Annotated in this window: 12 protein-coding genes; 3 read left to right on the top strand and 9 right to left on the bottom strand. The window is 66.2% G+C overall.

Translation table 11 applies throughout. The features are described 5' to 3' along the window. Positions 1 to 3: 3 nt before the first annotated feature. Genes pgaB through pgaD form a run of 3 tightly spaced genes read left to right on the top strand, consistent with a single transcriptional unit; the run spans position 4 to position 3,621 of the window. Positions 4 to 1,893 (top strand): poly-beta-1,6-N-acetyl-D-glucosamine N-deacetylase PgaB, encoded by a 1,890-nt coding sequence (gene pgaB, locus AC13F7_RS11100; protein ID WP_483000341.1) that lies wholly within the window; start codon positions 4 to 6, stop codon positions 1,891 to 1,893. A 7-nt stretch (positions 1,894 to 1,900) separates the two neighbouring features. Beyond that, entirely contained in the window at positions 1,901 to 3,148 is a 1,248-nt protein-coding gene (pgaC, locus tag AC13F7_RS11095) for a poly-beta-1,6-N-acetyl-D-glucosamine synthase (RefSeq protein ID WP_483000339.1), read from the top strand. Continuing rightward, a complete protein-coding gene (gene pgaD, locus AC13F7_RS11090; RefSeq protein WP_483000337.1) occupies positions 3,145 to 3,621 on the top strand; it encodes a poly-beta-1,6-N-acetyl-D-glucosamine biosynthesis protein PgaD in 477 nt (158 codons plus the stop codon). The genes pgaC and pgaD overlap by 4 nt, the downstream gene beginning before the upstream one ends. A gap of 32 nt (positions 3,622 to 3,653) precedes the next feature. On the opposite strand, the gene AC13F7_RS11085 is transcribed toward pgaD, so the two are convergent. The 9 genes from AC13F7_RS11085 to AC13F7_RS11045 all read right to left on the bottom strand — a co-directional run bounded on the left by AC13F7_RS11085 (position 3,654) and on the right by AC13F7_RS11045 (position 13,220). Next, entirely contained in the window at positions 3,654 to 4,916 is a 1,263-nt protein-coding gene (locus tag AC13F7_RS11085) for a glutamate-5-semialdehyde dehydrogenase (RefSeq protein WP_483000335.1), read from the bottom strand. A gap of 55 nt (positions 4,917 to 4,971) precedes the next feature. Next, positions 4,972 to 6,120, bottom strand: coding sequence for a glutamate 5-kinase (gene proB, locus AC13F7_RS11080; protein WP_483000333.1), 1,149 nt, complete (start codon positions 6,118 to 6,120; stop codon positions 4,972 to 4,974). 13 nt (positions 6,121 to 6,133) lie between these two features. Then, positions 6,134 to 6,394: a YciI family protein gene (locus AC13F7_RS11075; RefSeq protein WP_346489868.1), complete on the bottom strand. Its 261-nt coding sequence runs from the start codon at positions 6,392 to 6,394 to the stop codon at positions 6,134 to 6,136. Between the two features lie 69 nt (positions 6,395 to 6,463). Next, the gene (gene argH, locus AC13F7_RS11070; RefSeq protein WP_483000331.1) at positions 6,464 to 7,759 is read right to left on the bottom strand and encodes an argininosuccinate lyase; all 1,296 of its coding nucleotides are present in this window, start codon (positions 7,757 to 7,759) and stop codon (positions 6,464 to 6,466) included. A gap of 73 nt (positions 7,760 to 7,832) precedes the next feature. Further along, positions 7,833 to 8,786, bottom strand: a complete 954-nt coding sequence (argC, locus tag AC13F7_RS11065) for an N-acetyl-gamma-glutamyl-phosphate reductase (RefSeq protein ID WP_483000329.1) — start codon at positions 8,784 to 8,786, stop codon at positions 7,833 to 7,835. Beyond that, positions 8,783 to 9,382, bottom strand: a complete 600-nt coding sequence (locus tag AC13F7_RS11060; RefSeq protein ID WP_483000327.1) for a GNAT family N-acetyltransferase — start codon at positions 9,380 to 9,382, stop codon at positions 8,783 to 8,785. The genes argC and AC13F7_RS11060 overlap by 4 nt, the downstream gene beginning before the upstream one ends. Before the next feature lie 5 nt (positions 9,383 to 9,387). Then, positions 9,388 to 10,713: an acetylglutamate kinase gene (locus tag AC13F7_RS11055; RefSeq protein WP_483000325.1), complete on the bottom strand. Its 1,326-nt coding sequence runs from the start codon at positions 10,711 to 10,713 to the stop codon at positions 9,388 to 9,390. 73 nt (positions 10,714 to 10,786) lie between these two features. Next, positions 10,787 to 11,875 carry an acetylornithine deacetylase gene (locus AC13F7_RS11050; protein ID WP_483000323.1) on the bottom strand — a complete coding sequence of 363 codons (1,089 nt, stop codon included), beginning with the start codon at positions 11,873 to 11,875 and terminating at the stop codon, positions 10,787 to 10,789. 151 nt (positions 11,876 to 12,026) lie between these two features. Continuing rightward, positions 12,027 to 13,220 carry an argininosuccinate synthase gene (locus tag AC13F7_RS11045; protein WP_481469140.1) on the bottom strand — a complete coding sequence of 398 codons (1,194 nt, stop codon included), beginning with the start codon at positions 13,218 to 13,220 and terminating at the stop codon, positions 12,027 to 12,029. Positions 13,221 to 13,278: the final 58 nt, after the last annotated feature.

The raw sequence follows: 13,278 nt of genomic DNA, 5'->3' as shown, positions 1-13,278 counted from the left end.
GACATGAAGCGTTGGACCCACTGGCTGTTGCTGGCCCTGCTCACCGTGGTGGTAACGGCACAGGCGCAGCAACCGCCGGCCGTACTCGATGCCACCGACAACGGATTGCTGGTGCTGAGCTACCACGACATTCGCGACGAGGTGGCCGCCCGCGGCGATCCGGATGCCTATGCCGTGAGCACGCAGAACTTCGCCGCCCACCTGGACTGGTTGTCCGCACATGGCTACCACCCGGTGTCGCTGTCGCAGCTGATCACCGCTTCACATGGCGGCACACCCCTGCCCCCCAAGCCGGTACTGCTGACCTTCGATGATGGCCTGCGCAGCGTGTACAGCAAGGTCTTCCCGCTGCTGCGCGCCTACAACTATCCGGCGCTGGTCGCAGTGATCACCGACTACGTGGACATGCCGGCCGGGCGCCAGATCGACTACGGCTACCGCCCCTTCACCCGCGACGATTTCCTGACCTGGGCGCAGCTGCGCGAGATGCAGAAAAGCGGGCTGATCGAACTGGCCAGCCACACCGACAACCTGCACCATGGCGTGCAGTCCAATCCACAAGGCAACTCCACCCCGGCGGTGATCACAAGGACCTACGATCCCGCCCGAAAGACCTACGAAACCGCCGCCGAGTACGAAGCCCGCCTGCGCGCCGACCTGGGCCGCAGCGTGGAGCGCATCCAGCGCAATGTCGGCATCAGCCCGAAGGCGATCGTGTGGCCTTACGCGGCCTACAACGCACTGAGCAACACTATCGCCGAGCAGTTGGGCATGCCGGTCTCGTTCGATCTGGAAGGACGCAGCACGCCGGTCAAACGTGATCTGCACGGTCTGGCCCGGTTGCTGGTGACCAACAACCCCACCGTGGTGCAGCTGGCCTACGAGCTGCGCCGCGATGTTGAACGCGATGGCATGCGGGCGCTGCAGATCGACCTGGATGCGGTCTACGATGCCGACCCGGTGCAACAGGGCAAGAACCTGGATGCGCTGATCGATCGGGTCAAGAAGATCGGCCCGACCCACGTGTTCCTGCAGGCCTTCGCCGATCCGGACGGCAACGGCTCGGCCGATGCGCTGTACTTCCCCAACCGCCATCTGCCGATGCGTGCGGATCTGTTCAACCGCGTGGCATGGCAGCTCAAGACGCGCGCCGGGGTCAAGGTATATGCGTGGCTGCCGGTGCTGGGCTATGAACTCAAGGACCCGGCCATCCGCAAGGCGCTGGCCATCGAGAGCCCGGAAAGCGACGGCATCTTCCGGCTGGATTTCACCCGGCCGCAGGTGCGCCGGATCATCGATGACATCTACGAAGACCTGGCGATCAACTCGTACTTCGAGGGCCTGCTCTTCCACGATGACGCCTATCTGCGCGACACCGAGCTGACCCAGCTGCCGCAGGAAGGCGATGACGGCGCACGCACCCAGGCCCTGATCGACTTCACGCTGGAGCTGCGCACCGCGGCGCAGCGCTGGCGGCCCAAGCTGGGCACCGTGCGCAACCTGTATGCCCAGCCCGTGCTGGAACCGCAGAGTGCGAGCTGGTTCGCCCAGCGCCTGGACCTGTTCAACAAGGCCTACGACCACACCGCCCTGATGGCGATGCCGTGGATGGAAGGCAGCCGCAGCCCGGAACGCTGGCTGGACCGGCTGGTGGTGGCGGTGAAGCAACACGATCCGCAGTTGTCGCAGACGATGTTCGAGCTGCAGACGTTGGACTGGCGCACCGGCAAGCCGATCCCCGGCGACCGCCTGCGCGCGCAGATCCGTCGTCTACAGGCGCAGGGCGTGCGTCATTTCGCCTGGTATCCGGATGACTTCATCGCCGGACGTCCCTCCACGTATGACGCCCGCGCGGCCATGTCGGCCCGCAGCTTCCCGTACGAGGAAAAGTGAGTTCGCCATGCATCCTCTTCTCTATATCCTGTTCCAGTTCGCCTTCTTCTACCCGATGGTGATGGCCTTCTTCTGGATGTCCGGCGGCCTGTATTACTTCTTCCGGCGCGAACGCAAGGCACGCGACCGCGATGATCCACCGCCGATGGACGAGTACCCGTTCGCGTCGATCCTGATTCCCTGCCATAACGAGGCGGAGAACCTGGCCGACACGCTCGGCTCGGCACTCAGGCAGAACTACCCGGATTTCGAAGTGATCGCCATCAACGATGGCAGCAGCGACGATACCGGGGCACGGCTGGATGCCCTGGCCGCCCTGCACCCACGCCTGCGCGTGGTGCACCTGGACCGCAACCTGGGCAAGGCCAATGCGCTGCGCATGGGCGCGCTCGCCGCTCGCTCGGAGTTCCTGGTGTGCATCGATGGCGATGCGATGCTGGAGGAATACGCCACGCACTGGATGGTCTGGCACCTGACCTCCGGCCCGCGCGTGGGTGCGGTGACCGGCAACCCGCGCATCCGCAACCGCTCCACCCTGCTGGGCCGGCTGCAGGTGGCCGAGTTCTCCTCGATCATCGGCATGATCAAACGTGCGCAACGGGTATACGGGCGCATCTTCACCATCTCCGGCGTGATCGCCGCGTTCCGTCGCACCGCGCTGCACCGGATCGGCTACTGGGCCGATGACATGGTGACCGAAGACATCGACATCAGCTGGCGCCTGCAGCTGGATCATTGGGACATCCGCTACGAGCCCAATGCGCTGTGTTTCATCCTGATGCCAGAAACACTGAAGGGGCTGTGGCGGCAGCGCCTGCGCTGGGCCCAGGGCGGCGTGGAAGTGCTGCTCCGCCATGGCAGCTCGCTGTTCCACTGGCGCAAGCGGCGGATGTGGGGCGTGCTGCTGGAGTACATCCTCAGCGTGCTGTGGGCGTACACGATGCTGGCGATCATCGTGCTGTGGGCGCTGGGCAAGTTCATGGTGCTGCCGCCGGAGCTGTACATCGCCACGCTGCTGCCGCAGTGGCATGGCGTGATCCTGGCCCTGGTCTGTCTGCTGCAGTTCGCCAGCAGCCTGATCATCGACCGCCGTTACGAAACGCATATTGGACGTAATTACTTCTGGGTGATCTGGTACCCGATGGCGTACTGGCTCATCAGTCTGTTCACGACCCTGGTGGCGTTCCCCAAGACGATCTTCAAACGTCGTGGCAAGCGCGCGGTCTGGGTCAGTCCTGACCGGGGTATCCGATGAACACTGTCAAATCCACCCGCCGCTTCGACTCGCGACTGATCCAGAAACCGCGCCAGCAGCCGCGGCTGCAGCGTACCGCCTGGGGCTTTGTGACCATCGCCTTCTGGGCGTTCTACTTCTACCTGTGGGCCCCGCTGGTGACGCTGGTCTCCTGGGTGCTGGGCGGGCAGATGGCCTGGACCCAGCTGTATGAGCAGAAGCAGACGGTCGATCCGTTCGTGGTGATCGCACTGCCGGTGATGCTGGTCTGCTGCGCGGCGCTGCTGATCGCCTGGGCCGAGTACAACCGCATGCGGTTTTCGGGCAAGGAGCGTCGGCTGCCACATGACGATGTGACCCGCGAGGAGATGGCGCACGATCTGGGCGCGAGTGCCGGGGTAGCGGCGCTGTTGGCGGACGGCAAGGCCGTGACACTGCACATGGATGACCACGCGCGGCCGGTGCGGGTGACCGCGCAGGTGCTGACCGGTTGAGGGTCGTGCCGGCCGGCGGCCGGCACAACCCATTACGTGCGCGTCTGGCCTTCGCCGCGGACGACGAAACGTTCGACGGTCAGCGCTTCCAGTCCCATCGGGCCGTAAGCGTGCAGGCGGGTGGTGGAGATACCGATCTCCGCGCCCAGGCCCAGCTCGCCACCATCGGAGAAACGCGAGGAGGCGTTGACCATCACCACGGCCGAGCGCAGGGCGTGCACGAAGCGCTCGGCTGCCGCGGGATCGTCGGTGGCGATCACTTCGGTGTGGTCCGAGCTGTACTGCTGGATGTGGGCCAGCGCCTGATCGAGGTCATCCACCACGCGCACGGCGATGATCAGATCCAGATACTCGGCGGCGTAATCATCGTCGCTGGCCGCCTCGGCGTCGGGCAGCCACTGCCGCGCCACCGCATCGGCTCGCACCTGCACGCCGCGCTCGGCCAGCGCCTGCGCTGCAAGAGGCAGGAAGCCGGGTGCCATGTCGGCATGCACCAGCAGCGTTTCCAGCGAGTTGCAGGCCGATGGCCGGCTGCACTTGCCGTCCACCAGCAGGCGCAGCGCCAGTGCTGGATCGGCGGCACGGTCCACGTAGAGATGGCAGACGCCCTTGTAATGCTTGATCACCGGCACGCGCGCATGCTCGGCCACGAAGCGGATCAGCCCTTCCCCGCCGCGCGGGATCGCCAGATCGATCAGGTCGTTGAGCTGCAGCAGCGCCAGCATGGTCTCGCGGCGCAGATCCTCGACCAGCGTCAACGCCGCATCGGCAATGCCAGCCTCGCGCAGGGCGCGCTTGAGCGAGGCGGCAATCGCGGTGTTGGAGTGGATCGCTTCCGAGCCACCGCGCAGGATCACGCCGTTACCGGCCTTGATGCACAGCGCGGCCGCATCGGCAGTCACGTTCGGACGCGCCTCGTAGATCATCGCGATGACGCCCAGCGGCACGCGCACCTTCTGCACGCGGATGCCATTGGGACGCACGTCATCACGGGTCACCTGGCCGACCGGATCGGGCAAGGCGGCGACCTCGCGCAAGGCGGCGGCGATACCGGCCAGACGCTGCGGGTTCAAGGCAAGGCGATCCAGCATCGCCGTGCCGACGCCCTTCTCCGTGGCCGCCGCAAGATCGCGGGCGTTGGCGGCGAGAATCGCATCGGTATCGGCATCCAGCGCGGTGGCCATGGCCTCCAGCAGTTCGGCCTTCGCGGCGGAGGACAGCTGCGCGAGTTGCTGGGCAGCCTCACGGCAGGCCAGTACCTGGCTGCGGATGTCGGTAGTGGAGCTGGCGACCATCTCAATATCCTTGAAAGAACACAGTAGAGCCACGCCATGCGTGGCCGGGACGCAATTACAACAGCACCAGATCGTCACGGTGGATGACGTTTCCACCGTAGTTGTAGCCGAGCACGCTTTCGATGTCGCGCGAGTGGCGCCCGGCGACGCGGCGGATGTCGCTGGCCGAGTACTGGCTGACGCCACGGGCCAGGCAGACCTCGCCGTTCTCCAAGCGCTGGCGGATCTCGACCATGTCGCCGCGGCGGAAGTCCCCTTCTGCGCCGACCACGCCGCCGGGCAGCAGCGAGGCGCCCTTGCCACGCAGCGCATCGGCCGCACCGGCATCGACCAGGATCGCGCCCGGCTCCAGCGGTGCGTGCCGCAGCCAGTACTTTCGTGCGGCCACGCGGGTCTGTGCGGGATGGATCCGGGTACCGAACAACCGGCCCTGGCTGAGCGCGCGCACGACCTCGGCGCTGCGCCCGTTGAACAGGCATGTCTCGATGCCCACGCGCCCTGCCTTGGCCGCGGCCTCCAGCTTGGTGTGCATGCCCCCGGTGCCGGCACCGCTGCCGGCACCGCCGGCCATCGCCAATACTTCGACGGTCAGCTCGGGCACATCGTGGATCGGCCGTGCCTGCGGATCGCGACGCGGATCGGCGCTGTACAGGCCGTCGATGTCGGTGGCGATGAACAGCACATCGGCGTCGATCAACGCCGCCACGGTCGCAGCGAGATTGTCGTTGTCGCCGAGCTTGAGTTCATCCACCGAGACCGTGTCGTTCTCGTTGACCACCGGCAGCGCGCCGAGCCGCAGCAGCTCGTTGAGCGTGGCGCGTGCATTGAGATAGCGGCGGCGGTTGCGCAGGTCGTCGTGGGTCAGCAGCACCTGCGCCACCGGGCGCTCGAAGAAGCGCTGCCACAGCCCGATCAGCTGCGCCTGGCCGAGCGCGGCCAGCGCCTGCCGCGCCGCCATTGCCGCGCCGGCTTCCAGCGCGCGGGGCACGATCGCCCGGCCCGCCGCCACCGCGCCGGAGGACACGATCACCACTTCGCGCCCGGCCAATACATTGGCCGAGACGAACTGGGCCAGCCCCAGTGCGTGGCGTGGCGAGAGACCGCCGCCGTCAGCGGCCAGCAGACTGCTGCCCACTTTGAGGACGGCACGTTTCCACTGCGGAACGGCTTGTTCGGTGAACGGCGAAGGCACGGAGTGGTTCATGTGATCGGCGCGCTCAGCGCGTGCTCCATTCGTGGATACGGGCGGTGGCACTGCCCTGCACCAGCAGCGGGTCGGTGTCGACCAGCGCCTGTGCAGCGGCCAGATCGGCGATGTCCTGCAGCACGTAGGCGCCGCCGCTCTTGTCGGTGAAGCCCCCGGTCAGCAGCAGCTGCCCGCGGGCCCGCACCTCATCGAGAAAGCGCACGTGCTCGGCACCCACCTCATCGCGGAAGTCCGGCGTGCGGGTGACCATCACCAGATAACAGGTTTTCATGTGAGTCCTTTTCCCGGGCGCACCCGGCAAGACGTTACAAAAACGGCGGCCTTGCGGCCGCCGTAGTGATTACACCAGTACGGCCCAGCGGGCGCGCAGCGCATCCAGCCGCAGGTCGGCCGCCGCGCCGGGCGACACGCGCGCGGCCAGGCTGCCTTCGGGGGTACGCCCCTGCCCGGCCGTATCCGCGGCAGCGGCCGCCGCTTTGTAGGCCTCGCGGAAGGGCACGCCGGCGACGGCTGCTTCCACGGCGACATCCGTGGCATACATGCCCGAGTCGATCGCCGCACGCAGCTTGTCGTCGCGCCATTCCAGGTTGGCCAGCAGCGCCGGCAGCAGCTCCAGCGCGGCCAGGCCCCGGCCGAAGCCATGGAAGATCGCACCCTTGCTGCTCTGCAGATCGCGGTGGTAGCCCGAGGGCAGCGACAGCAGCTGCTCGATCTCGGTGCGTGCCGCGGCCACGCTGGCGTGGGTGGCGCGCATCAGTTCGATCACGTCCGGATTGCGCTTGTTCGGCATGATCGAGCTGCCGGTGGTGTACTGCGCCGGCAGCGCGACAAAGCCGAACTCGCCGCTGGTGAACAGCGACAGGTCCCAGGCGATGCGGCGCAGATCCAGCGTGGCGCCGCCCAGCGCTTCCAGCGCGGCCAGCTCGAACTTGCCGCGCGACAGCTGCGCGTAGATCGGCGAGATCTGCATCCGAGCGAAGCCGAGTGCCTCGGTGGTGTGCGCGCGGTCCAGCGGCAGGTTGACGCCATAACCGGCGGCCGTGCCGAGCGGATTGGCATCGACCAGGTTGAAGGTATCGTGCGCGCGGATCGCGTTGTCGATGAAGGCTTCGGCCCAGCCGGCCCACCACATGCCCGCCGAGGACACCACGGCGCGCTGGATGTGGGTGTAGCCCGGCACCGGAAGATCCTTCTCGGCCTCGGCGCGATCGAGCGCGACTTTGGCGATCTCGCGGCTCAGCTCGGCCACGCGCAGCAGCTTGTCCTTCAGCCACAGCCGGGTCGCCACCAGAATCTGGTCGTTGCGGCTGCGGCCGGTGTGGATCTTGCGGCCGGCATCACCCAGGCGCTCGGTCAGGCGCGCTTCGATCGCCGAATGGCAATCCTCGAAGCGCTCATCCAGCACGAACGTACCCCTGCGGAAATCCTCGGCCAGCACATCCAGCTCACGCTGCAGGCCGACGCGCTCATCGTTGCCGAGGATGCCGATGTTCTCCAGGCCCTGTGCATGCGCCTTGCTGGCCGCCACGTCGTACAGGAAGAACTCGCGGTCCAGGATCACATCATCGCCGGCCAGGAAGGTCTGGATCTTGGCGTCTACCGCCACGCCGGGCTTCTGCCACAGAAGGTCTGCCATGTCTTGCTCCGTAGGCGGATTCGCTCCGCCGGGTTGTCAGGGCGCGCGCACGACTGCGCTGCGCCGTGGGAATTCAGTGCGGGATGGAAGCCAGTTCGTCCAGGCCCAGCGCCAGGTTGAGGTTCTGCATCGCCTGGGTGGCCGCGCCCTTGAGCAGGTTGTCCAGAGTCGCCACCACCACCACGCGCTTGCCGCCCGGGGCCACGTCGAAGCCGCCGATCTGCACACCGTGCCGGCCGGCAATGCGGCTGACCCACGGTGCTTCGTCCAGTACTTCGATCAGCGCTTCGTTGGCGTAATACTTCTGGTACAGCGCGATCACGTCCTCGCGCGAGACCACCGTGTTGAGCCACAGGTTCACGGTCATGGTGATGCCGCGGAAGTGCGGCGCCACGTGCGGCATGAACTCGACCGGCACGCGCAGGTGCGCGGTGACTTCGCGCTCGTGCACATGGTTGGTCAGCGCGTACGGCATCAGGTTGTCGCGCAGCAGTTCGGGATTGTTCTTGTCCGAGGGCGTGGTGCCCGCGCCGGAGTAACCGGAGACACCGAAGCACTGCGGCGGGCCGGCCAACTGCTGCAGCAGCGGGCTGATCGCCAGCTGCATCGCGGTGGCGTAGCAGCCCGGGTTGCTGATGTGCTTCTGGCCCAGGTAATCGCCCCGGGTCAGCTCCGGCAGGCCGTAATACCAGCTGGGCTCGAAGCGCTGATCGGCCGAGAGGTCGACGATCACGGTGTCTGGCTTGGCCGCATCCAAGGCGTTGACGAAGGGCGCGGACAGCCCATTGGGCAATGCCAGGATCACCGCGTCCATGCCCTTGGCGGCGACGGCATCGGCATCCAGGTTTTCGAACTGCAGCTCACCGTGCCAGTCGCGGTGGTGATCGCTCACGCGCTGGCCGGCCAGTTCGCGCGAGGACACGAAGCCCAGCTGCAGGTGCGGATGGGCGGCGATCAGTTTGATCAGCTCGGCGCCGGTGTGGCCACGGGCGCCGACGATGCCGACGGTGAAGGTCTTGATGCTCATGCGTGTGCGTCCAGGCGGTGCTGCAGGTGGCGTTTCACCCCCTGCCATTCCGCATCGATGATGGAGAAGATGACGGTGTCGCGCGGGGTGCCGTCCGGGTGGCGCTTGTGGTTGCGCAGCACGCCGTCCTGCTTGGCCCCCAACCGCGCGATCGCGGTGCGCGAGGTGAAGTTGAACCAGCTGGTTTCAAACACCACGCTCAGGCATTCCAGCCGCTCGAAGGCATGGGTGAGCAGCATCAGCTTGGCCTCGGTATTGATGCCGGTGCGCTGCGCGGCCTCACCGTACCAGGTGTAGCCGATGCTCAGGCGCGGCACCTCGGCCTCCAGGCCGTAGTAGCGCGTGGTGCCGACCACTTCATCGGCCCCGTTGAGGACCACGAACGGCAACACCTTGCCCTCGACCTGCGCCTGCAGCGCGGCCTGGACATAGGCGGTCATGGTCTTCGCGCTGGGCACCTGGGTGTACCAGAGCTTGGACAAGGTGCCATCCCCCAGTGCACCGCGCAGGCCATCGATATGCGCCATCTGCAGCGGCTCCAGCCGGGCATGGGTGCCGGCCAGTGTGGGGACCTTGGTCCAATCGGCGAGATTCATCGGGTTCAGCCCTCCAGGCTGGGGGTACGTGCAGCGCAATGCTCGACGTACGCTTTGATGCGGTCGAAGCCGTCGGCGCCGAACCAGAACACCTTCCAGTGGCCCTGCTTGTAGCAGCCATCGGATTGCGCGTAGTAGAAGTGATTGATCGGGTTGCCGTTGCGCGAACGCCAGAACAGCTGCGGGGTTTCGTCCAGCATGACGTTCCAGACCGCACGGCCGAGGCCTTCGCCCTGGGCGTCATCGAGCACGGCGAACTTGTCCAGGTAGACGCCTTCGGGCTCGTCGGTGAGGATCACCGCAGTACGGTAGTTTTCACTCACGTACGCGCGCAGCAGCTTGGTCTTCTGGAAGTAATCCGGTACCAGGGTACGGCCGAAGCTGGATTCGATCAGCTGCTTCAGACGCGGCAGATCCAGTGCATCCCACGCGGTGGCGCGCAGCACTTTCTCACCCTTGCGCACCAGCGTGCCGGAGCCCTTGTGGGTGAACAGTTCCTTGGCCAGGTCCGCCGGCCGCGTGATCGACACCGAGGACTCCAGTGGCAGCCGATCCAGCAGGTCCTTGATCTGTTCGATCTTGACCCGCATGCCGCCATGGATCCACGGCTGCTGCATCAGCTGGTCGTACTCGGTGGAGAGGTTGATCGAGTCGATCACCTTGCCCTCTTCATCGAGCAGACCACCGGTACCGGTCAGGAAGATGATCTTGTACGGCTGCAGTTCCTGCACCAGCTCGTTGGCGGCGAAATCAGCGTTGACGTTGAGGATCTGCCCGCAGCGGGTTTCGCCCAGGCTGGTGATCACCGGGATCGAGCCGGCGCGCAGACTGGCTTCGATCGGGGCCAGGTTGACCTTCTTGACTTCACCGACCAGGCCGTAGGTGGTCTGATCCAGATACTCGGCTTCGAACACGCCGCCGGTAATCGAGGTCGCGCGCGCACCGTTCTGCTGCAGCGCTTCGACCAGTTGCAGGTTGGAGGCCTGGAACACCCGGCGCACGATCGCCAGGCCTTCGGCCGAGGTCACGCGCAGGCCGTTCACGGTCTGCTTCTCGATGCCGGCCGCCGAGAGTTCGGCGTCCAGCTGCGGGCCGGCGCCGTGCAGCACGATCGGAGTCAGGCCGACTTCCTGCAGGAACGACAGCGAGGAGGTCAGCGCCTCAAGGTCATCGCGCAGCACCGCGCCGCCCACCTTCACCACGGCGAAGCGCTTGGCGTCCAGCTGCGAGAAACGCTTGAGGTACTGACTGATCTCCTTCGCGCTGGCCATGCTCGAGAGCAGGCGCACGATGGTCTGACGGGTCTGGCGGTGGGGCTGGGAAGAAGGCATTTCGATATCGTCGCAGGCGGCCGCAGCCGCGATGGGAGTTCCGTCAGTGGGGGACCACGACGGCGTCATTCGATCAAGCGCCGTGCGCGATGATGCGGTGCACGGATTTGGTGTAACGCTGCAGCTGCTCCAGCGTCACGAACTCATCGGCGGTGTGCGCCTGGGCGATGTCGCCCGGGCCGTATACCAGCGTGGTGTACCCCCCGGCCGAGAACAGCGAAGCCTCGGTCCAGAAATCCACCGCGTTGCCGATCGGGATGTCCAGCGCATCGGCCACGTCACGCGCAGCCAGACGGCGGTTTTCTGCTTCGGCAATATCGCCGGCCGGGAAGCTGGGACCGCGGAAGGTCTCGGTGAACACCGCGGCCTCCGGTTCGGCGAAACCGGCAAAGGTGGCCAGCAGCGCATCGATATCCATCGACGGCAGCGGGCGGAAGCCGAAGCGCACCTCGGCGGCGGGCGCGATCATGTTGGCCTTGATGCCGCCTTCCACGCGCCCGATGTTGAAGCGCAGGCCGGTCAGCCCGCCAAAGCGCGCATGCGACAACGACTCGACATGGTCCAACGCGCGGTTGCCCCAGCGCATCGCCTGATGCAGTGCGCTGGCGGCCGCATCCTGCTTGCCCGAGGCATGCCCGGCGCGGCCCTTGAACTGCATCAGCACCGAGCTGATGCCACGGTGCGCGAGTACCGCTTCGCTCATCGTCGGCTCGGCCACCAGCACTGCCTCATACGCAATGCCACGGGCGAGGAACGCGGCGATGCAACGCGGGTCGTTGGCCTCCTCGTCGCTGGAGAACAGGAACGCGGCGTCGCCATCGCTGGCGTTCGCAGCCGCCACCAACGCCGCCGCGGCGCCCTTGATATCGCACACGCCCAGGCCGATCACACGATCATCCGCGCGCCGCATCACGTGCGGGTCGGCCGTCCAATGCGGCGAATCCGGCACGGTATCCAGGTGCACGTTGAACAGGTACTTCGGGGTGCCACGCACCGCATACAGGCTGACTGCACCGTCGCCATGGTCGATCACCTCCACGTTGAACCCGGGCAGGTTCGCGCGCAGATAATCGAAGATGCCGCCGGTGGTGATCGCACGCGGCGGATTGCGCGTATCGAACGACACGAGCTGCTGCAGATGATCGAGTGTCTGTTCAAGCATGAATCAACAATCCTGTGGATTTCCGCCGGGCATGGCCAGGCGCTGCTACCGGAATGCGTCTGGTGGAGAGCCCCCTTGGTATTCAAGGGGGCGCGCCAACGGCGCGGGGTTGAGGAAGAATGCGCGGGAGACGCGCGCGCAATTCAATCGCTCAGCGATTGACTTGCGCGTAAAGCGTCGAGCTCATGCCGAACAGCTTGATGAAGCCTTCCGCCTCTTCCACGCCCCAGTCAGCGGACTGCGCATAGGTGGCGCCCTTGGTGTTGAGCAGGTGCGGCGACTTCACCGCCACGGCGTCGACACGGCCGCCACGGGTTTCCAGCACCACTTCACCGTTCACCTTGGCCTGCGAAGACTTCAGGAAGGCTTCGATGTCGGTCTTCAGCGGGTCGTGGTAGAAGCCTTCGTACACCAGCTCCACCCACTTGCGTGCCACGTCCGGCTTGAAGCGGTTCTGCTGCTTGGTCAGCACCGCATCTTCCAGCGCGCGGTGCGCGGCCAGCAGCGACACCAGGCCCGGCGCTTCGAACACGATGCGGCCCTTCAGGCCGATCACGGTGTCACCGGTGTAGACGCCACGGCCCACGCCGTACGGGGCGAACAGCTTGTTGAGCTTGGCCAGGATCTGCTCACCCGGCAGCGCCTTGCCATCCAGCTCGACGGCTTCGCCTTCGACGAACTTCAACGTGACGGTCAGCGGCTCGACCGGCCATTCGCTGCGCGGGGCGCACCAGCCACGGGCACCCTCGCCCGGCGCTTCCCAACGGTCGATCTCGCCGCCGGACATGGTCAGGCCGAGCAGGTTTTCATTGATGGTGTAGGCCTGCTGCTTGGCACGCACGCCGAAGCCACGCTCTTCCAGGTACTTCTGCTCGTAAGCGCGGGTCTGGGTGTGTTCCTTCTGGATTTCGCGGATCGGCGCGACGATCTGGTAATCGCCCAATGCCTTCACGGCCAGGTCGAAGCGGACCTGGTCGTTGCCCATGCCGGTGCAGCCGTGGGCGATGATATTGGTGCCCAGTTCGGCGGCGCGCTTGAGCGCGGCATCCACGATCAGGTAGCGATCGGAGACCAGCAGCGGGTACTGGCCCTGGTAGCCTTCGCCGGCCCACACGAACGGCTTGACGAAGCCACTCCAGATCGCCGGGCCACCATCGACGGTGACATGGGTGGTGACGCCCAGCTCAGCGGCACGCTTCTCGATGAAATCGCGCTCTTCGTCATCCACGCCACCGGTGTCGGCGAACACGGTGTGCACGTTGTAGCCGCGCTCCTGCAGGTAGGGCACGCAGAAGCTGGTGTCGAGTCCGCCGGAGAAGGCCAGGACGATGTCTTTCTTGCTCATGGGGGTCAGGTCCAATAGGGGGGGTGAGAATTCGGTAGAGCCGACCGTTGGTCGGCTG

It is taken from the genome of Stenotrophomonas sp. K-6 (genome assembly GCF_056861555.1).
Note: the sequence above shows the minus strand (reverse complement) of the source record. Positions and strands in the feature narration are given on the sequence as shown.